This window comes from Sanguibacter gelidistatuariae (assembly GCF_900096585.1).
Taxonomy (GTDB): domain Bacteria; phylum Actinomycetota; class Actinomycetes; order Actinomycetales; family Cellulomonadaceae; genus Sanguibacter; species Sanguibacter gelidistatuariae.
The window spans coordinates 56,417-77,136 of sequence record NZ_FMYH01000008.1; the positions used below are offsets into that span (position 1 = coordinate 56,417).

At 67.6% G+C, this 20,720-nt stretch carries 16 protein-coding genes; 4 read left to right on the plus strand and 12 right to left on the minus strand.

Annotation, left to right across the window (positions count from 1 at the left end):
- Positions 1-3 precede the first annotated feature (3 nt).
- From BLQ50_RS15635 to BLQ50_RS15695, 12 genes are all read right to left on the minus strand, one after another.
- Positions 4-960: a heavy metal-binding domain-containing protein gene (locus BLQ50_RS15635; RefSeq protein ID WP_093185668.1), complete on the minus strand. Its 957-nt coding sequence runs from the start codon at positions 958-960 to the stop codon at positions 4-6.
- A complete protein-coding gene (locus tag BLQ50_RS15640; protein ID WP_093185670.1) occupies positions 957-1,169 on the minus strand; it encodes a heavy-metal-associated domain-containing protein in 213 nt (70 codons plus the stop codon). The genes BLQ50_RS15635 and BLQ50_RS15640 overlap by 4 nt, the downstream gene beginning before the upstream one ends.
- 491 nt (positions 1,170-1,660) lie before the next feature.
- On the minus strand, positions 1,661-2,641 hold the full coding sequence (gene nrdF / locus BLQ50_RS15645; protein WP_093185673.1) for a class 1b ribonucleoside-diphosphate reductase subunit beta: 981 nt from the start codon (positions 2,639-2,641) through the stop codon (positions 1,661-1,663).
- A gap of 813 nt (positions 2,642-3,454) precedes the next feature.
- Positions 3,455-5,599 carry a class 1b ribonucleoside-diphosphate reductase subunit alpha gene (nrdE, locus tag BLQ50_RS15655; protein WP_093185677.1) on the minus strand — a complete coding sequence of 715 codons (2,145 nt, stop codon included), beginning with the start codon at positions 5,597-5,599 and terminating at the stop codon, positions 3,455-3,457.
- The gene (gene nrdI / locus BLQ50_RS15660; protein ID WP_093185679.1) at positions 5,569-5,985 is read right to left on the minus strand and encodes a class Ib ribonucleoside-diphosphate reductase assembly flavoprotein NrdI; all 417 of its coding nucleotides are present in this window, start codon (positions 5,983-5,985) and stop codon (positions 5,569-5,571) included. Before nrdI ends, nrdE begins: the two co-directional genes overlap by 31 nt.
- Before the next feature lie 51 nt (positions 5,986-6,036).
- Positions 6,037-6,279 carry a glutaredoxin-like protein NrdH gene (nrdH, locus tag BLQ50_RS15665; protein WP_093185682.1) on the minus strand — a complete coding sequence of 81 codons (243 nt, stop codon included), beginning with the start codon at positions 6,277-6,279 and terminating at the stop codon, positions 6,037-6,039.
- Between the two features lie 676 nt (positions 6,280-6,955).
- Positions 6,956-8,392, minus strand: a complete 1,437-nt coding sequence (locus BLQ50_RS15670; RefSeq protein ID WP_093185684.1) for a GH1 family beta-glucosidase — start codon at positions 8,390-8,392, stop codon at positions 6,956-6,958.
- A 181-nt stretch (positions 8,393-8,573) separates the two neighbouring features.
- Positions 8,574-9,419 (minus strand): LacI family DNA-binding transcriptional regulator, encoded by an 846-nt coding sequence (locus tag BLQ50_RS15675; protein WP_093185687.1) that lies wholly within the window; start codon positions 9,417-9,419, stop codon positions 8,574-8,576.
- Positions 9,416-11,965: a glycoside hydrolase family 2 protein gene (locus tag BLQ50_RS15680; RefSeq protein WP_093185690.1), complete on the minus strand. Its 2,550-nt coding sequence runs from the start codon at positions 11,963-11,965 to the stop codon at positions 9,416-9,418. Before BLQ50_RS15680 ends, BLQ50_RS15675 begins: the two co-directional genes overlap by 4 nt.
- A gap of 217 nt (positions 11,966-12,182) precedes the next feature.
- On the minus strand, positions 12,183-13,016 hold the full coding sequence (locus BLQ50_RS15685) for a carbohydrate ABC transporter permease (protein ID WP_093185692.1): 834 nt from the start codon (positions 13,014-13,016) through the stop codon (positions 12,183-12,185).
- Entirely contained in the window at positions 13,013-14,065 is a 1,053-nt protein-coding gene (locus tag BLQ50_RS15690) for a carbohydrate ABC transporter permease (protein ID WP_093185695.1), read from the minus strand. Before BLQ50_RS15690 ends, BLQ50_RS15685 begins: the two co-directional genes overlap by 4 nt.
- Before the next feature lie 102 nt (positions 14,066-14,167).
- On the minus strand, positions 14,168-15,490 hold the full coding sequence (locus BLQ50_RS15695; RefSeq protein ID WP_093185697.1) for an ABC transporter substrate-binding protein: 1,323 nt from the start codon (positions 15,488-15,490) through the stop codon (positions 14,168-14,170).
- A gap of 318 nt (positions 15,491-15,808) precedes the next feature.
- Here BLQ50_RS15695 and BLQ50_RS15700 point away from each other — a divergent pair, with 318 nt between their 5' ends.
- From BLQ50_RS15700 to BLQ50_RS15715, 4 genes are all read left to right on the plus strand, one after another.
- Entirely contained in the window at positions 15,809-17,122 is a 1,314-nt protein-coding gene (locus BLQ50_RS15700; RefSeq protein ID WP_093185934.1) for an ROK family transcriptional regulator, read from the plus strand.
- Positions 17,123-17,204: 82 nt separating this feature from the next.
- Complete coding sequence (locus BLQ50_RS15705; RefSeq protein ID WP_093185700.1) at positions 17,205-18,260, plus strand: acetylxylan esterase; 1,056 nt, start codon at positions 17,205-17,207, stop codon at positions 18,258-18,260.
- Positions 18,257-19,501 carry an AGE family epimerase/isomerase gene (locus BLQ50_RS15710; RefSeq protein ID WP_093185703.1) on the plus strand — a complete coding sequence of 415 codons (1,245 nt, stop codon included), beginning with the start codon at positions 18,257-18,259 and terminating at the stop codon, positions 19,499-19,501. Before BLQ50_RS15705 ends, BLQ50_RS15710 begins: the two co-directional genes overlap by 4 nt.
- A 207-nt stretch (positions 19,502-19,708) precedes the next feature.
- Complete coding sequence (locus BLQ50_RS15715) at positions 19,709-20,713, plus strand: LacI family DNA-binding transcriptional regulator (RefSeq protein WP_093185706.1); 1,005 nt, start codon at positions 19,709-19,711, stop codon at positions 20,711-20,713.
- Positions 20,714-20,720: the final 7 nt, after the last annotated feature.

Consider the following 20,720-nt stretch of genomic DNA (forward strand, 5'->3'; position numbering starts at 1 on the left):
CGGTCAGTGCCCATCCGGATGCGATTCGCTCACGGCGCCCGTGCCGGCGGCGCCGTGCGCGGCGTCGAGCACGAACTCGGCAGTGTGGACCTCGCCGTCGACCTGGAAGTCCAGGTAGAGCAGGTAGCGACCCGCCGTGGGCGCCTGTGCCGCGAACACGATGTCCGGTCCGGCCGTGTCACTGGCCTGGGGGGTTGCACCCTCGGCATGGACGTGCAGGAACGCGAGGTCGCCTTCACGCAGGGCGACGAGGTGGCCGAACGCACCCAGGTACGGTTCCAGTGCGGTCACCGGCTCACCGTCGCGGGCCACGGTGAGCGTGAGTTCGCTCGGCGAACCAGCTACGATCTCACCGTCGAGGGAGACGGTGAAGCCGTCGACCTCGGCGACCCGGGTCGGCTGCGAGGCCACCGGAGTGAACTCCCCCGCCACCTGGACCGCGCGTGTGAGCGTCAGGGCCGGCGTATCCGCGCCTGCCGGCGTGAAGTCCGCAATCACGCGGTAGCTTCCGGCGGCGCCCCATTCCCACGGCATCGCCCAGGTGCCCGTGGACTCGTCCAGCACCGGGTGGACGTGCCGGAACTGGCTACCGTCTGCCCGCACGACGACGAGATGCAGATCGCGGTCGTGAGCGGTCGAATACTGCGTCACCGGGGCGCCCGCGGCATCGTGGATCTGGAAGCTCAGCTCGCCTGTCGCGCCGACCACGGCAGGCGCCGCGACAGGCGACAGCAGGTACCCGTCGCTACCGAGCGAGAGACCCTTCATCGTCTCTGCCGGGGCGCTGGTCGATCCGGCGCCCTCGGGGTCGTGGCCCTCGTCATGCCCGTTCATCTCGGTTCCTTCCGCCCACTGAGCTACCGCGCTGTTCGGCACGACGACCCCCGCAACACCGAAGGCCCCGCCGAACGCGACAACCAGCCCGACGCCGTAGAGGGAGAGGCGCGCGCCGGTCTTCATGCTGACCGCACCGCCAGGTAGCCGGCCTCCTGCACGGCGGCCAGGACCGCGGCGTCGTCGATCGCACCAGCGCCTGTCACCGCGAGCTTTCCGGTCTGCGCACTCACCTGGATGCCCTCGACCCCGGCGATCTGTTCGATCTCGTCACGGATCGACATCTCGCAGTGCCCGCACGTCATACCCGTCACCTGGTACTCGTTCGTGGTCATCGCGCCCCCTCCCTCTCGTGGATAGATACCCCTACCGGGTATCCGCAGTCAGAACGGTATACCCCTCGGGGGTATTCTGCAACGAGGGAGATGCTTGGCAGTGATTCAGGGGCAGGAGGGCAAGGGGCGATGGGATGCCACCGGCGGAAACGCCGCGGCGGCGGATCGAACGGACGATCCGATCGAGCTCCCTTAGACCGACGGGCGCTGGGACCAGATAGGCGCGATGAGTCAGCCCTGGACGACCTTGTCCCAGGCGACATCACACCACAGCAGTGCCGCCACGGACACCGATCCGACTGACGACAACACGGTCCGGGCCGCTCCGTGCGCGCACCCCGGCCAACACAAAACCGCCCCCCGACGCCGAGAGGCGAGGGAGGGCGGCGGTGTGCGGGCGCGGATCGTGGTGGGCCTGGCGGGAGGGCGAGGACGAGCCCGGATGGAGATCCGCGCCCGCACACCGCCGCCCACCCAGGCCCGGCCAAGAACTAGAAGTTCCAGTCCTCGTCCTCGGTGTTCACGGCCTTGCCGATCACGTACGACGAGCCGGACCCGGAGAAGAAGTCGTGGTTCTCGTCGGCGTTGGGGCTCAGCGCCGAGAGGATCGCCGGGTTGACGTCCGTCTCGTCCTTGGGGAAGAGCGCCTCGTAACCGAGGTTCATGAGCGCCTTGTTGGCGTTGTAGCGCAGGAACTTCTTGACGTCCTCGGTCAGCCCGACGCCGTCGTAGAGGTCCGCGGTGTACTGGACCTCGTTCTCGTACAGCTCGAAGAGCAGCTCGAAGGTGTAAGCCTTCATGTCATCCCGCTCGGCCTGGGTGAGCTTCTCCAGACCCTTCTGGTACTTGTATCCGATGTAGTACCCGTGCACGGCCTCGTCGCGGATGATCAGGCGGATGAGGTCGGCCGTGTTCGTCAGCTTGGCGCGGCTGGACCAGTACATCGGCAGGTAGAAGCCGGAGTAGAAGAGGAAGGACTCGAGCAGCGTCGAGGCGACCTTGCGCTTGAGGGGAGAGTCGCCGTGGTAGTACTTCAGGACGATCTCGGCCTTGCGCTGCAGGTTGACGTTCTCCTCCGACCAGCGGAATGCCTCGTCGATCTCGGAGGTGGTGTTCAGCGTGGAGAAGATCGAGGAGTAGCTCTTGGCGTGGACCGACTCCATGAACGCGATGTTCGTGTAGACGGCTTCCTCGTGCGGGGTGATCGCGTCGGGGATGAGACTGACTGCACCGACGGTCCCCTGGATCGTGTCGAGCAGCGTCAGACCGGTGAAGACACGGGTCGTCAGCTCCTTCTCGGCCGGCGTCAGGGTCGCCCAGGACTGGATGTCGTTGGACACCGGCACCTTCTCGGGCAACCAGAAGTTCCCGACAAGACGGTCCCAGACCTCAAGGTCCTTGTCGTCCTCGATGCGGTTCCAGTTGATCGCCTGGACACGGCTGACCAGCTTGAGCTTTCCGGTGGGGCTCATCACTGCTTCTCACTTTCTGACGAATTCTCGTCCGACACAGCACTTTCACGACAGAACTTGCATATAGGGCTCACCACACCTTTGTTGGTGTGGTATCTAGTGTGAGCACTCCGAACACTCGACGGCTTCGGTACGCCTTTTTGCGCTGCCGACTGCAGAGCTCGGGTCTCCGAACTCGCCGTCTTGCCGAAGTTGGGATTCAGTGGGCCCGTGCGACCTTCCGAGAGAAGTCGCCTGGACTCAGCTGAGAGTACTCGACCGAAGGACGGGTGATCTGGACCAAAGCGACCGAAGTTGGGGTTGTCGGGACCGACATTCGTCCCCCGACGCGACTCCGACCACGTTTGGCGTTGCTCATCGGTATGCGAGTGTCCAAAGAAGGGATTGAGGTCACCTGGTCGGCTGACCCCAGGGCGGTCCGTCGAGCGAATCCGTGCGGCCTCACGCTGGGCATCCGTCCACACCACTCCCGTCGGGCCAAGCCCTCCCTCAGACAAATTGAGGAGGTCGTGCCCTGCCTCCCGAAGTTGTGAAATCCAGAGACACTCTGCCTTCCCCAGCTCCGCCAAATCGCCCGTGATCGTCTCAAGGACGTCAACAACCAACTCGGCGCGACCGTGCTTCCTGAGCCAGTCATAGAACGGCGTCTTCCGCCCATCTCTGGCGTTCCGCAGATGCTGCAAGAAACGCCGCCGAGCGCCCTTGGTCGTGATGCCGACATAGCGAAACTCTGCTGAAAGACGCAGGCGAATCCCGTAGACGACTCCGACAACCTCAGGCACCTCGGCGGCGATCATCGCCTAGGCGCCATGCCTACAGCATGCAGGAGACACAATTTTCAACCTCGGTCCCCTCGAGCGCCATCTGCCGCAGCCGGATGTAGTAGAGCGTCTTGATCCCCTTGCGCCACGCGTAGATCTGCGCACGGTTGACGTCACGCGTAGTCGCGGTGTCCTTGAAGAACAGCGTCAGGGACAGGCCCTGGTCCACGTGCTGCGTCGCCGCGGCGTACGTGTCGATGATCTTCTCGTAGCCGATCTCGTACGCGTCCTGGTAGTACTCCAGGTTGTCGTTCGTCAGGTACGGCGCCGGGTAGTACACGCGCCCGAGCTTGCCTTCCTTGCGGATCTCGATCTTCGAGGCGATCGGGTGGATCGAGGAGGTCGAGTTGTTGATGTAGCTGATCGACCCGGTCGGCGGGACGGCCTGGAGGTTCTGGTTGTAGATGCCGTGCTCCATGACCGAGGCCTTGAGCTCGCGCCAGTCGTCCTGGGTTGGGATGTGCACGCCTGCCGTCGCAAACAGCTCAGCAACCTTGGCCGTGGCCGGAACCCACTCCTGCTCGGTGTACTTGTCGAAGTACTCCCCCGTCGCGTACTTGGAGTCCTCGAAGCCGCCGAAGAAGCGTGACCGCTCGATGGCGAGGCGGTTGGACGCCGCGATCGCGTGGTAGGCCACGGTGTAGAAGTAGATGTTCGTGAAGTCGATGCCTTCTTCGGAGCCGTAGAAGACGCGCTCCCGAGCGAGGTACCCGTGCAGGTTCATCTGGCCCAGGCCGATCGCGTGACCGGCCTCGTTGGCACGCTTGATGGAGGGGACCGACTCGATGCTCGTCTGGTCTGAGACGGCCGTCAGCGCACGGATGGCCGTGTCGATCGTCTTGGCGAAGTCCGGGGAGTCCATCGCCTTGGCGATGTTGAGCGAGCCGAGGTTGCAGGAGATGTCACGGCCGATGTGGTCGTAGGACAGGTCCGTGTTGTACGTCGAGGGCGTGGAGACCTGGAGGATCTCCGAGCAGAGGTTCGAGTGCGTGATGCGGCCCTTGATCGGGTTCGCGGCGTTGACCGTGTCCTCGAACATGACATAGGGGTAGCCCGACTCGAACTGGAGCTCGGCGAGGGTCTGGAAGAACTCGCGTGCCTTGATCTTCGTCTTGCGGATCCGGCCGTCGTCGACCATCTCGCGGTACTTCTCCGAGATCGCGACGTCGGCGAAGGGCTTGCCGTAGACGCGCTCGACGTCGTACGGGGAGAAGAGGTACATGTCCTCGTTCTTCTGGGCGAGCTCGAACGTGATGTCCGGGATCACCACACCAAGGGAGAGGGTCTTGATCCGGATCTTCTCGTCGGCGTTCTCACGCTTGGTGTCGAGGAACCGCATGATGTCGGGGTGGTGGGCGTGCAGGTAGACCGCGCCCGCACCCTGACGCGCGCCGAGCTGGTTGGCGTAGGAGAAGGAGTCTTCGAGCAGCTTCATCACGGGGATGACGCCGGAGGACTGGTTCTCGATGTGCTTGATCGGGGCGCCGTGCTCGCGGATGTTGCTCAGCAGCAGGGCGACACCGCCGCCGCGCTTGGACAGCTGCAGCGAGGAGTTGATACCGCGGGAGATCGACTCCATGTTGTCTTCGATGCGCAGCAGGAAGCAGGAGACGGACTCTCCGCGCTGGGCCTTGCCGGCGTTGAGGAACGTGGGGGTGGCGGGCTGGAAACGCCCGGAGATGATCTCCTCGACGATGTCGAGGGCCGTCTGCTCGGTGCCGTCGGCCAGGGTGAGGGCGACCATTGCGACGCGGTCCTCGAAGCGCTCGAGGTAGCGCTTGCCGTCGAAGGTCTTGAGCGTGTACGAGGTGTAGTACTTGAAGGCGCCGAGGAACGTCTCGAAGCGGAACTTCTTCGAGTACGCAAAGGCGAAGAGGCTCTTGATGAACTCCGCGTCGTACTTGGCGAGGATCTCAGGCTCGTAGTACTTGTTCTCCACGAGGTACTCGAGCTTTTCCTCGAGGCTGTGGAAGAAGACCGTGTTCTGGTTGACGTGCTGCAGGAAGTACTGCCGCGCGGCCTGTCGATCCTTGTCGAACTGGATCTCACCATCGGGTCCGTAGAGGTTGAGCATCGCGTTGAGCGAGTGGTAGTCGAACTCGGTCTCTACGCCGGAATCTGTGACTGTCGTTGCCAAAACTGATCCAATCCTTCGCGGACGCGCAAGACGTCCTCGGTCGTTCCGAGAAGCTCGAAGCCGTACAGGTACGGGACGTGACACTTCGAGGAGACGATGCCACCGGCGATGCAGTAGGCCTCACCAAAATTGGTGTTCCCTGCAGCGATGACACCGCGGATGAGCGAGCGGTTGTGCTCGTCGTTGAGAAATTTCACGACTTGGCGGGGAACCGCCCCGCCCTCGTTGCCGCCACCATAGGTGGGAACCATGAGGACGTAGGGTTCCTCGACCCGGAGGAAACCGTCCGCCGGTCGTAGGGGGATGCGCTGGGCATCGATTCCGAGCTTGCGCACGAACCGATGGGTGTTCTCGGACGTGGACGAGAAGTAGACAAGATTCGCCATGTCACTTCACCTCAACCTCTCCGGTCGCCCGCGGTACGGGGCGACGTGGTCTCAGGCGACCGAGGCGACCTTCGCCGCCAGGGCGCTGATCTGGTCGGGGCGGAACCCGGACCAGTGCTCATCGCCTGCCACGACGACCGGAGCCTGGAGGTAGCCGAGGCCACGCACCATCTCCAGAGCCTCAGCGTCCTGGCTGATGTCCACGATCGTGTACTCGATACCGCGCTTGTCGAGGGCTCGGTAGGTCGCGTCGCACTGGACACATGCCGGCTTGCTGTAGACCGTGATGCTCATCCTGGCGTCTCCTCGGTGTGGGGGCTTCTTCAGCCCGTTTGATACTCATGCTGGTGGGTGGTGCACGTACGGTTCCACGCTCTGTCGCAGACACTTCACGCTCGGTCTCCGTCGACCGAAGCGGCGGGGTGACCTCGAACTACACGGGTGGAACTACGTTCATGATGTTTACCTGATCGCGTGGCCTGCAGCGAGTGAACGGCTGCGGGACGCTGAGCATACAACCACTATACCTAGGGGTTCGACCCGGGCGCCACCCCTAGACCTGGTAGATGGTGTCATGAGGGCCACATCCCCGACCGCACAGCATGTGGACTGTTCTGTGGACAACTCCAGCGCTCGTCACCGGCCCGTCGCCCCCTCCCCGCTCTTTCCTCACGACGCCCATCGGAGGGCTTTCGTCAAGTCTGCCCGGGACCACTGACATTCCGTGGCTCACGCCTCCCCCCGCCCTCATGGACCTCTCACGGACGGTGCCACGAGCGCACAAGAGGGGCTGTCCACCGCCTGTGGACGACGCTCGTCCACGATCGGTGGACAGCCCCTCTCGAAGGGTGTCCGCCGGCCCCCGAAGGACCGGGTGAAGATTCTCACAGACGCCGACGTCGGTGCCTGGGAGCAGCGCCTTCGTCGTGCCTGTCAGCGCCCTGCCGGCGCCGGAGCCGAGACCACCGGATCAGTACCGGATGTCGCTCGCGGCCGGCAGCACGCTCGTCGCGGCGAGCGTCCGGTACCAGTACGCCGAGTCCTTCCAGGTCCGGACCTGGGTGTCGTAGTCGACCCGGATGATGCCGAACCGGCGGTCATAGCCGAAAGACCACTCGAAGTTGTCGAGCAGGGACCAGGCGAAGTAGCCCCGGACGTCCGCGCCGGCCTCGATCGCCGCACCGACCGCGTCGATGTGGTCGTGCAGGTAGGACACGCGGTCGGCGTCGTGCACGTGACCGTCGGCGGAGACCTCGTCGGCGAAGGCGGCGCCATTCTCGGTGACCATGAGCGCCTGGCCGGGGTACGTCGCGTGCAGGGAGACCAGCAGCTCGGTCATCCCCGAGGGGTCGATGTTCCAGCCCATGGCCGTGTACGGCCCGGGCACGGGCACGCCCTCGACGTCGAGCACCCCGACGAGGACGGACGTGGCGATCTCACCCTCGGGCACGCGGCCGGCGCCCTCGGCGTAGCGCACCTTCCCGGTCGAGTAGTAGTTGATGCCGAGGATCTCCATCGGCACCCGGCACAGCTCGGCGTCGCCGGGCTGGATGAAGGACCAGTCCGTGAGGTGGGCGAGGTCGGCCAGCAGGTCGGCCGGGTAGGCGCCCTCGAGCAGGGGGCCCAGGAAGATGCGGTTGCCCACGGCGTCCGCGCGGCGCACGGCCTCGAGGTCGAGCTCCGACGTCGGGTCGGCGGGCCGGTTGACGTGCAGGTTCAGGGTGATCGAGATGTTGGCGTCCTCGCCGAGCACCTCGCGGATGGCGCGCCCGGCCAGACCGTGCGCGAGGTTGAGGTGGTGCGCCGCCGTGAGGGCGGCCACCGGGTCGGTGCGCCCGGGGGCGTGCTCGCCGTTGGCGTAGCCGAGGTACGCCGCGCACCAGGGTTCGTTGAGCGTCGTCCACACGTCGATCCGGTCACCGAGGTCGACAGCCATCCGGCGTGCGTACTCGGCGAAGGCGTAGGCGGTCGCGCGGTTGGTCCAGCCGCCCTCGTCCTCAAGCTCCTGCGGGAGGTCCCAGTGGTAGAGGGTCACGACCGGCTTGATGCCCTCGGCGATGAGCGCGTCGACGAGCGTGGAGTAGAAGGCGATGCCCTCGGCGTTGAACTCCCCCGACCCGCCGGGCTGCACGCGCGGCCAGGAGATGGAGAAGCGGTAGGCGTCCAGGCCCAGGTCCTTGATGTGGGCGACGTCCTCGGCCCACCGGTGGTAGTGGTCGTCGGCCACGTCTCCGGTGTCGCCGTTGAGCGTCTTGCCAGGGGTCCGGGAGAACGTGTCCCAGATGGACACCCCGCGCCCACCCTCGCCCGCCGCGCCCTCGATCTGATACGCGGCAGTCGCCGAGCCCCAGACGAAGTCCTCGGGGAACTGACGAGCGGTGGTGGACGGAGCTGCTTCTTCAGGCACAGATTCTCCTCGGAGACATGGCCCGCGCGGGCGTGCGCGGGCGGGCGGGGGTGGGCGGGGGTGGGCGGGGGTGGGACATGGACGGTCGGACAGGGAAGAGCGAGGCGAAGCACGAACGTGGTCAGGCACAGGCAAGATCACGCAGGCTGGCCACGATCACAGGGGCGCGAGACCGGCCACACTACCGACCGGCGGCCGGCTCCGCGGTCGAGCCACGGATGCTCAGCCGGGCCGGCACGACCGGTTGGTCCTGGGGCGGCGACCCGGCCAGGGTCGCCAGGACCGCGGCCCCCACGAGCCGGCCGAGCAGGTGCACGTCCAGCGTCATCGTGGTCAGCGGGGGCAGCGTGAGCTGGCACAGCGCCGAGTCGTCCCAGCCCACGAGGGAGAGGTCCGCGGGGACGGCGATCCCCAGCTCTTGGGCCACGTGCAGACCGGCCACGGCCATCACGTCGTTGTCATAGACGATGACGCTCGGCGGCTCGGCATCGGTCAGCAGCGCCCGGGTGATTCGCGCCCCGGCCAGGTCGGAGTAGTCGCCCTCGACGGTGACCGGCACGACTCCGCGGGCCTCGCAGACCCGGTCCAGGGTCGTCACCCGGTTCCGGGTGTGCAGGTACGTCGCCGGGCCGGTCACGTGGGCTATCGAGCGGTGCCCCAGGCCGAGCAGGTACTCGGCGACCGCACTCATCGCCGCCGCGTCGTCCGCGCGGACCGAGGGCAGCGGGGGTGGACCGTCCCAGGCCCCCACCGCGACCGCGGGCACCCCGAGCTCGGCGAGCAGCGCCGGGCGCGGGTCGTCGACGAGCACGTTCGTCACCATGACGGCGTCGACAGTGCCTGCGGCCGCCCAGCGCGCGTACATCGCGAGCTCGGCGGCCTCGTCGACGACGACCGCGAGGAGGACGGAGAGTCCGTCCTCGGTGAGCACCTCCTCGGCGCCGGCGATGAACTCCATGAAGAAGGGTTCGACGCCGACGACGCGGCGGGAGGCGGTGCGCACCATCCCGACCGCGCCAGTGCTCATGAGCGCAGGCAGCTGTTGACCGACCGCAAGACCGACGCCAGCACCGCGGGGGTCGCAAGCTCGGCGAGCCGCTCGTCCGTGAGGTCCGCGTCAGTGGTCACCGTGAACGTGTGCGACTCCCCCGGCAGGACGGTGACGAGCATGTCGTCGACCACGCCGTCGGGGGCGACCCGGTCCGCCAGGACCGAGAGGTCGACCGCGACGGAGGACGCTGTGACGGAGAAGGCCACACCACCGGCAACCCGCTGCACGTCGACTGAGACGGGCTCGACCGCGAGGTCGAGGTCCTTGTACTCGACGAAGTAGTGCACTGTGCGCACCCCGTCGATCTGCGCCACGAGGAGCTCACGCGTCGGATCGACAGCCTCGAGGATCTCGTCCGGGACGATGAGGGTGGACGCGCTCCGGGCCGGGATCGACAGCCCTGCCTCGGCGCGGGCCAGCTCGGCACCGTCGACGTCGATGCGCAGCAGCACGAGGTCGCCCTCCCAGGTCTCGGCGTGGTCGTTGACCGCGACGAGGGCCGTGTCTGCGCCTCGCGGCTGAACCGTGAGCAGGCGGTCGGCATAGGCGTGACGCAGGGCGTAGAAGAGCGGCTTGGGCCGCTCGTCGCCGTCGATCGCGGCCCAGGACGTGACCGGCCAGCAGTCGTTGAGCTGCCACACGATGGACCCGGCGGTACGCGGCCAGTACGAGCGGTAGTGCTCGATCGCGTAGGAGACGGCGTGCGCCTGGTTGAGCTGGGTGGTCCAGTTCCAGTCCTCGAAGGTGGACGGCTGAGGCAGGTGCGGGGCAAAACCGGTGTTGAGCTTGAGGTTTCCGTCGCCGGCCTTCTGGTGCAGGAGGAACTCGGGCGACTCCTGGGTCAGCGCAGCCTCGGGGATCGATCGGGTGAGCGTGGTCCAGGCCGGCGGGCCCTGGAAGCCGAACTCGGAGCAGAAGCGCGGGACGTCGTTGCGGTAGTTCGTGTAGTCGATCCGGTTCCAGACCTCCCACTGGTGGTGGGTGCCGTGGTTGGGGTCGTTGGGGTGGACCGTGGGGAGCGCGCCTGCGGTGATCTCGTCGGTGAAGCCCGGGCTGAAGGGGCTGCCAGCGCAGTACGGGCGCGTGGGGTCGAGCTCGGCGATGATCGCCGGGAAAAGCTCGGTGTAGTACTTGAAGCCCCAGGTGCGTCCCTCGAGCTCCTCCTGCCACTTCCAGTCGAGGAAGCCCCAGAGGTTCTCGTTGCCACCGTTCCACACCACGAGCGAGGCGTGCGGGGTCAGGCGTGCGACGTTCTCGCGGGCCTCGGCCTCGAACTCGCTCCACAGCGGCTCTTCCTCGGCGTAAGCCGCGCAGGCCATGAGGAAGTCCTGCCACACCATGATGCCGCGCTCGTCACAGACGTCGTAGAAGTCCTCGGTCTCATAGATTCCACCACCCCAGATGCGGAGCAGGTTCATGTTCGCGTCGAGGGCCTGGTCGACCCGGCGGGCGAGCTGCTTGCGGGTGATCCGGGTGAGCAGGTGGTCGTCGGGGATCCAGTTGGCGCCCTTGACGAAGATCGGCTGCCCGTTGACCTTGAGCGTGAAGGGCGTGCCGAACTCGTCGGGGGTGGTGTCGACCTCGACCGTGCGGAAGCCGATGCGGCGCGCGAACATGCCGTAGTCGTCGCCGTCGGTCGTGCCCAGGGTGACGGTCAGGTTGAAGAGCGGGTGCTCTCCATACCCGGCCGGCCACCACAGCGGCGCCTGCGGGAACTCCAGGTGCACGACGGCGGTGCGCGCGTCACGAGAGACGGCCACCGAGGCGACGTGGTCACCCACGCCGTGGGCTGCGTCGAGCGCCGCGGTGAGGACGAGGTCGCCGTGGTGGTCTGCGGCCACGGTGTGCGGTGACTGGTCGAGGTCGACGTGGACGTCGACATGGCCGGTTCCCGCGGCGTCGACCGTGACGAGGGGGCGCACCTGGGCCATCCGCGCCGTCGTCCAGCGCTCGAGGCGCACGGGCTTCCAGATGCCGGCGGTCTGCAGGTCGGGGCCCCAGTCCCAGCCGAAGCTGCATGCCATCTTGCGGACCATGTTGAAGGGGTGGTCGTAGGCGCGCGGTCGAAGGACGATCGCATCCGACACCTCTTCGGCGTAGGCCAGCGCGGACCGGAAGTCGACCGCGAGGTGGTTCTCACCGTCGTGCAGGAGGGCCGCGACGTCGAAGCGGTAGCTGCGGTGCTGGTTCGCCGTGCGCCCGACCACGGTCCCGTTGAGGGTGATCGTGGCCACGGTGTCGAGGCCCTCGAAGACGAGGTCGAGGTGCTCCCCAGGCTGGGCGGCCACGGCCGCGAAGGTCGTCTCGTAGCGCCAGTCGGTGTGGTGCATCCACTCCAGGGCGGTCTCGTTGAGGTCGAGATACGGGTCGGGGATGAGTCCCGCGGTGAGCAGGTCCGTGTGGACCGTGCCCGGCACCTGGGCCTGGACGCCGCCGCCGGACAGGGTCTCGGCCAGCTCTGCCGGGACGGGTCCGCCGGTGGCTCGGAGGGTCCAGTCGGCGTGCAGCGTGTCTGAGATCATCCTTGATCACTCCTATTCGGGCGTCTGCCAGGCGGCAGGAACGGACGTGTCGAATCGATTTGATCAAACACCTGGGATGATTCTTAAGCAAATTAACAAACAAAGTCAAGAGAGGGCGTCGCGTCGATCCGTTCGCCGAGGCGAGCCTAGCGCCCGGGCCCGGGACGGGCTCGTCGAACCACACGGCGTGGCCTGCCCGCGGGCAGGCCACGGCGACCTACTTGGTGGCCCCGGAGGTGAACCCGTTGTAGATGAATCGCTGGAGCAGCAGGAACACGATCAGCGTCGGGATGATGACGATGACCACACCCGCCGAGATCACCTCCCACTGCGCCCCGAAGGGCCCCTTGAAGCGGAACAGCGAGGTGGAGATCACCCCGAGGTCCTTGCTCTTCATGTACAGGAACGGGATGTAGAACTCGTTGTAGATCGCGATGCCCTTGATGATGACCACGGTCGCGATCGCCGGCTTGAGCAGCGGCAGGATGATCCGGCGGTAGATCGTGAAGTGGTTGGCACCGTCGAGCACAGCCGCCTCGTCGAGCTCGCGCGGGATCGAGCGCATGAACTGGATGAAGATGTAGATCGAGATGATGTCCGTGCCGAGGAACAGGGCGATCGCGGCACCCCGCGTGTTGTACAGGCCGAGGTGGTTGATCACCTGGAACGTCGCAACCTGGGTGGTCACCCCGGGGACGAGGGTGGCGAGCAGGAAGGCGGCGACGACGGTCTTCTTCAGCCGGAAGTCGAAGCGGTCGATCGCGTACGCGGCCATCGTGCCGATGACGATCGTCCCGGTCACCGAGATGACGAGCAGGATCGTGGTGTTGACGAAGCCCTGGACCATCTTCCCCTTGGTGAAGGCCGTGACGTAGTTGTCGAAGTTGAACCAGTTCGCGGGGGCGTCGAAGGGACCCGTGGTGAGGAACTCCTGGTGGCCCTTGAGCGAGGCGACGACGATCACGAGGATCGGCACGATCGTCACGAGGGACGCGAGCACGAGGGAGACGTACTTTGACGTGGTAGCAGTCTTTGCGACCAGGGCACTCATGTGAGGTTCACCTTCTCGTCCGGGATGATCGTTCGTTGGAGCCAGGTCAGCAGGAGCACGATCGCGAGCAGCACGACCGCCATCGCCGAGGCCAGCCCCACCTTGGAGAACTGGAAGGCCATGTCCACGGTCTTGATGACAAACGTCATCGAGCCGTTCGCGCCGCCGGTCATGATGAAGGGGATCTCGAAGACCGCGAGGCTGCCCGAGACCGCGAGGATGAAGGACAGGCCGATGATCGGCTTGATGCTCGGGGCGATGATGTAGCGGAACTGGTGCCAGCGGTTGGCGCCGTCAAGCTCGGCCGCCTCGTAGATCTGGCCCGGGATGGACTGGATCGCGCCGAGGAACAGCACAAAGTTGAGGCCCATGTAGCGCCAGACCGACGCCCCGGCGAGGGAGAAGTTCACGATGTCCGGGTTACCGGTCCACTGCTGGATCAGGGCGTCCGCGTTCACGAGGTGCAGGATCGTGTCGAGCGTCCCGCCGGCCTTGAAGAAGTACGTGAAGATCAGGCCGATCGCGACACCGTTGATGAGGTACGGGAAGAACAAGATGCCCTTGAACACGTTCCGGAACCGTGTGCTGAAGCTGAGGATGGTCGCGAAGTACAGGGCGAGGACCATCTGGACGAAGGATCCGCCGAGGTAGTACAGGCTGACGAAGAAGACCTTGAACAGCTCGGGTCGGGTGAACACCGCGACATAGTTGTCGATCCCGACGAACTCCTTCGTCTTGTCCAGGCCGTCCCAGCTCGTCAGGGAGTACCAGAACATGTTCCCCACCGGTATATAGGTGAAGAGCACAAGCAGCAGGATGGGAACGGCAAGGAACAGGTACGGGGTCCCGGCCCAGCCCCACGTGCCGCGGCGTCGGCGAGCACGCGAGGAGGGTGGGGAGTGCAGGGGCGCGGAGCGCGCCGTCGGACCCGGTGCGGGGACGGCATCGGCTGCGGGACTGGCTGCGGGACCGGCTGCGTTCGGTCTGCCGGCCACAGCGGGCCGGCCTGCGGGACCGGACGGCCGCGGGCTCTTGGATGCAAAAGTCATTCGATTCTCCCACTGGGTTCTGCCACGGCTGCGAGAAGGTTTCCCGATCGCCCCACGCGGCGGCTGAGGCCGCCGCGCGGGGCACGGGTTCAGTCGCGCTCGTCAGCCGATCGAGGCCCGAGCGGCCGCCCAGCGGGCGTTGAGATCGTCGAAGATCTGCTCCTTGGTCTCGTCCGTCGCGCCGCGGGCGGAGTCGACGAGGCGCTGGCGGTACTCCGGGGCGAACAGCCCGATCTCCGCCTCGTTGTCGATGTCGTTGAGGAGCGACTCCTCCCCCTCCACGCCGGGGTTCTGAGCCACGTACTCGACCCCGAGGGTCTCGAAGTCGACCAGGGTCGAGGGAGTAGGACCGTCCTTGAGCGGGGAGAGCCCACCCTGGGCCTCAGCGAAGCCGGACTCGGTGTTGAACCAGTCGATCCAGGCCCGGGCGGCCGCCTTGTGCGTGGAGTTGACGTTGATCGCCTGGTTGTAGTCGCCGCCCACCGAGGCGTAGAACTGTCCGTCCGTCTGGTGCGGGAAGGGCATGTAGCCGATGATCGAGGCGTCCTGGCCAGCGTCGGTCGCGGCCTGCTGCATCTGTGAGATCGCCCAGGAGCCGAGCGCCATCGCGGAGATGTCGCCCGTGGCGAGCAGCGCCTTGGACTCTTCCCAGTTGGTCGACGTCGGGTCGGCCTCGGTGTAGCCCTGGTTGACGGAGTCCCAGAGCAGGGAGTCGATGACAAAGTGGTCGGTGCCTTCGGCCCACGGCGCGTCGGAGACGGTCATCTTGTTCTGGTACTCGGGGTCGGCCGAGATCGAGCCGCGGTGGCTCTCCCACTGAGTGAGCGGCCAGCCGTCCTTGTAGTTCGTGTACAGCGGGATCGAGCCGGTCGCCTTGACCAGGGCCAGGTCGGCGAGGAACTCCTCCGAGGTGGTCGGGACCTCGGTGATGCCGGCCTCCTTCCAGACGGTCTTGTTGTAGACGATGCCCTGGGTGTTGCCGACCACCGGGATGCCGTAGGAGAGACCGTCGTAGGTCTTGTCCCGCAGGAAGCGGTAGGTCTTCTCGAGCTCGTCGACCTTGCCGAGCGGCTCGAAGAAGTCCGGCAGCTGGGCGGGGGTCACGGTGTTGGGGATGCCGAGCACATCGCCGTACTCCTTCGTGTTCATCCGGGTCCGGACCTCGCCCTCGTAGTCCGTGATGCCCTCGAACTCGACGGTCACGTCGGGGTAGGCCTTCTCGAAGGCTGCCTTGTACCCGTCGAAGGTGCCGTCCTCGACGAGGTCGGTGCGCCAGGTGAGGACGGTGATGTCGCCCGAGATGACCTCGGGGTCGGTGGAACCGCTCCCACCATCGCCGCTCGACGAGCAGGCTGCGGTGAGTCCGATGAGTGAGGCGATCGCGGTGGCCGCGACGATGCGTGTGCGGCGGGTGTGAGGGAACATCTGTGATCCTCTCTGTCCGGCACAGCTCTGTGCCGGAGGTCCGTGCCCGGAGGGGGCGCAGGGTCGCCATCGACCCGTAGGAAGCATTCTTAAGTAAGCGAACAAAGTAAGTCAAGGGTTTCGACCAGCGGATTATTCGTGACATAGGGGCGCAGATCTCGCTGCAGCGCCCAGCAGCGACCCGCCGAGCCCCTCCGGCCTTGCCACAATCTTCGAGACATGAATAAAGTGGGGCAGGCCCGAGAGGTGCACACAGGCCCGAACTCCGCTCGCACGCGTCTGCGTGGCTGGGTCTGACAGCGACGAGAGGTGGCAGCGGTGGCCAGAGCAGCACCGGCCCGCACCCAGGGCGCGAGCGCCTCCGCGCTGCTCGACGCCATCCGGGACGCCGGGACCATCTCTCGGGTGGGACTCACCCGGGCCACCGGCCTCACCGGGGCGACGGTCTCGACCGTGGTCCGCAAGCTGCTCGACGACGAGCTGGTCGTCGAGATCGGTCGCGCCGAGTCCACCGGTGGCAAGCCACGCGTGCTGCTCGAGCTCAACCAGTCCGCACGGTTCGCCGTCGGCGCCCATCTGGACCACTCCGGCATCACCTACGCCGTCACGAACCTCGCCGGCGCCCCTGTCGCCCGGATGTCGCGCCCCGGCCCCGGCGACGCCGCCCCCGCCGTCGTGCTCGCCCGGATGGCCCACGAGATCGACCTGCTCATCTCCGGGATCGGCGTCGACCGGTCCAAGGTGCTCGGCCTCGGCCTCGCCTCCCCCGGCCCGCTCACCTCGGCCCAGGCGATGCACCGCACGCCGCCGTTCATGCGCCCCTGGCTGGACTACCCGCTCGCGGCCGAGCTCGAGACCCTCACCGGCCTCCCTGTCCTGCTCGAGAACGATGCGACCGCGTCGGCCATCGGTGAGTACTGGTCCGGGGGCACCGACTCCGAGCGCACCTTCGCGGCCCTGTACATGGGCACCGGGATCGGTGCCGGTATCGTCCTGGACGGCAACGCCTACCGCGGCACGAGCGGCAACGCAGGCGAGATCGGCCACATATGCCTGGACCTGGACGGCCCGCCGTGCTGGTGCGGCATGCACGGCTGCACGGAGGTTCTCGCCGGACCGGCCGCCGTCGTGGCGGCTGCCCGCGCGGACGCCCACGTCCGCCACGCGGCCGGGCTGGACGCGCTCGGGCCGGGGGCGTCGATCGCCTCGGAGTTCGCGGCCGTGGCCAGAGCCTCGCGCAACGGGGTCGCCGGCGCCCGGGAGATCCTCGAACGGTCCGCCCGCTACGTCGCCGTGGCGGCGCACGCGATCACCAACCTGCTCGACGTCCGCATGCTGGTGCTCACCGGGTCCGCCTTCGCGGCCGCCAGCCACATCTACGTCCCGGTGATCCGTGACCTGCTCGACTCCGCCGCCTTCGCCCGCTCGAGCCATCCCGTCGACGTCCGGCTGTCCCGGGCGGCCGAGACCGCGGGTGCGATCGGCGGGGCGGCGATGGTGCTCCAGTCCGAGCTCGTCCCGCAGCGAAGGGCGGCCCCACCGCTCGGCGCCGACGCACCGTTCGCCCAGGTCAGCGAGCTAGGTTCGCTCGTCCACACGATCGAGCCGACGACCCTGCAGGCCAACCGCTAGCCCGGCCCCCGGCCAGGCTCGACACCGGCGGCGCCCCAACCACCTAGATACGCACCACGCACCCATCAGGGAGAGGATCCCCATGCCGTTCTACGACCTCGACGACGAGGCCCTGCGCAGCTACCGTCCCACGGTCCAGGAGCCGGACGACTTCGACGACTTCTGGGGCCGCACCCTTGCCGAGGCACGGACCGTCGCCCCGGAGATCTCCGTCAAGCCGGTCGACGCCGGGCTCGACCTGGTCGAGACGTTCGACGTGACCTTCGCCGGGTTCGGCGGTCACCCGATCAAGGCCTGGCTCGTGCTCCCGCGCGGCGGGCACGACCTCCCCGGCGTGGTCACCTACGTCGGCTACGGCGGCGGGCGCGGCCTCGTTCACGAGCACCTCGGCTGGGCGGCGGCCGGGTTCGCCAACCTCGTCATGGACACCCGCGGGCAGGGCAGCACCTGGGGCAACGGAGGCGACACCCCGGACCCGGTCGGCAACGGCCCGGCCAGCCCCGGGTACATGACCCGAGGCGTGCTCGACCCCGAGGGCTACTACTACCGCAGGGTGATCACCGACGCCGTGCGCGCGGTCGACCTGCTGCGCGCCCTGCCTCAGGTGGACCCGACCCGGGTCGCAGTCTCCGGGATCAGCCAGGGCGGTGGGCTCGCCCTCGCGGTCGCGGGCCTCGTCCCCGGCCTCCTCGCCGCGGCGATCGACGTCCCCTTCCTGTGCCACTTCCGCCGCGCGGTCGCAATCGCCGGAACCGATCCCTACGGCGAGATCACCCGGTACCTCTCGGTCCACCGCGGCGACGTCGAGCAGGTCTTCACGACCCTGTCCTACATCGACGGCGTGAACTTCGCCCGCCGGGCCACGGCCCCGGCGATGTTCTCCGTCGCGCTCATGGACCCGGTCTGCCCACCCTCGACGGTGTTCGCGGCTCACAACCTCTACGGCAGCCACGACGCCGCGGCCGCCGTCGGGCCGGTCACGATCGACGTCTACCCCTTCAACCAGCACGAGGGCGGGCAGGGTCACCAGCTCACCAAGCAGCTGCCGTGGCTGCGAGCGATCGCCGGCCTCACCCGGCCCACCACGGCCGGACCCGCAACCACCCCCACTCTCACAACCGTCGGAGCATCCTCATGACCCTCGCATCCCCGAACTGGCTCGCCAGCGCCTCGCACCGCCGCTGGCTGGACGAGCACACCCGTGACCTGCTCACCTTCGGCGAGGGCTTCGCCTCCCCGGCCGGCGGTGCCGGCTGGCTCGAGGACGACGGCTCCCTCGACGCCACCCAGCCGGTGTTCACCTGGATCACCTGCCGAATGGCGCACGTCTACGGCCTCGGGTCGCTGCTCGGCGTCCCCGGCTCCACCCCGCGCGCCCAGGCGGCGCTCGACGCCCTCCGCGGCCGCCTGCACGACGACGCTTTCGGCGGCTGGTACGCCTCGATCGGCGCGGACGGGGTCCCTGACACCACGAAGAGCGCCTACGCGCACGCCTTTGTCGTGCTGGCCGCCAGCACCGGCGTCGCCGCCGGTCTCGATGGGGCCGCCGAGCTGCTCGACGACGCCCTCGCGGTCCTCGACGAGCGGTTCTTCGAACCCTCGTCGGGCCTGCACCGCGACGAGTGGAACGCTGACTGGACCGTGCTGGACCCCTACCGCGGGGTCAACGCGAACATGCACTCGGTCGAGGCGCTGCTCGCGGCCGCGGACGTGACCGGTGACGCGCGCTGGCGCGAGCGGGCCCTCGGCATTGCCCAGCACGTCGCGAGCGAGTGGGCACCCGCGCACTCCTGGCGCATCCCGGAGCACTTCGACGAGGAATGGACGCCCCAGCTGCTGCTCAACGAGGACTCCCCCGACGACCCGTTCAAGCCCTTCGGTGCGACGGTCGGCCACGGGATCGAGTGGTCACGGCTGCTGCTGCACCTGCGGGCCGGGCTCGGGGCGGACGCCCCGGACTGGCTGCTCACCGGCGCACGCGAGCTCTATGCCCGCGCGATCGCCGACGGCTGGCGGGAGTCCACCCCGGGGGCGTGGGGCTTCGTCTACACGACCGGGTGGGACGGGGAGCCCATCGTAGCCACTCGGATGCACTGGGTCGCCGCAGAGGCGATCGGGGCAGCCGCGGCCCTGCTCCTGGCCACGGGCGAAGAGCGATACGCGGCCGACTACCAGCGGTGGTGGGACCACGCGGCGACGGCCTTCATCGACGCCGAGCACGGTTCCTGGCACCACGAGCTAGACGCAACGAACACGCCGTCTCGCGCGGTGTGGCCCGGCAAGCCGGACCTCTACCACGCCTTCCAGGCCACCCTCATCCCGAGGGCCCCGCTGACCCCGTCCCTCTCGGTCGCGCTCCGCGACAACCTCGTGAGCTGACCCGCCGTACCCACACCTATCCGCCCGCACCCACCACGGGTGCGGGCGGATAGATATGAGGTGATCTTTCGACGACCCTCCGTCGAAACGCTTCCGCGCATGCCGGTCGACGCCTACTGTGATGACCTGCACGTATGGACGCGCCCTGCCACCTTGTCGGCACGGGCGGTCCACCCGCCCCACAACTGATCGACGAGGGAGTCTCCCGTGGCCACGATCGACGACGTAGCTCGGTCCGCCGGTGTCTCCACCTCGACCGTCTCGTACGTGCTGAGCGGCAAACGACCGATCTCCGCCCCGACGCGGCACCGCGTCGAGAAGGCCATCCGCGACCTCGGGTACCGCCCGCACGCCGGGGCCCGGGCTCTCGCGTCGAACCGCACGAACGTCATCGCGCTCATGGCGCCCCTGCGGGTCGACGTCAATGTCAACGTCATCATGCAGTTCGTCACCGGCGTGGTGACCAGCGCCCGGTCCTTCGAGCACGACGTGCTGCTGCTGACCCAGGACGACGACGCCGGCCTGGACCGGGTGGCGAGCGGCTCGATGGTCGACGCGCTCGTGGTCATGGACATCGAGGCCGACGACCCGCGCGTCCCGGTCCTCGCCGCGCTGCGCCAGCCCACCATCCTGATCGGTCTGCCGCGCCAGCCCCAGGGGCTGAGCTGCGTCGACCTGGACTTCGACGGCGCCGGCCACCTCGCGGTAAGCCACCTGGCCGCCCTCGGGCACACCCGGATCGGTCTGATCGGTTCCCCGCTCGCGGTCCTGGAACGGCACACCACCTACGCGGAGCGGCTCCTGCGGGGCTTCAACGCCGAGGTCGCCGAGATCGGGGTGCAGGCGGTTCATGTCTCGTGCGAGTCGTCCCAGACCGGGGCGGTCGACGCAGTCGACCGCCTGCTGGCCGACATGCCTGATGTCACCGGCGTCGTCGTCCACAACGAAGTGGCCCTCCCCTATGTCGTCTCCGCGCTGCGTGAGCGTGGACGCGGCACTCCCGAGAACATCTCGGTCCTCGCTGTGTGCCCTTCGGACGTCGCGGAGGCCCAGCCGGTCCCGCTGACCTCGATCAACCTGCCCGCGCACGCGATCGGTCAGGTCGCGGTCGAGATGGCGATGGCCCGTCTCGATCACGCCCAGCCGGCCGAGACCCGGCTGCTCACCCCGCTCGTCGTCGAGCGTGGGAGCACCCGCCCCCCGATCGTCTGAGGACGGC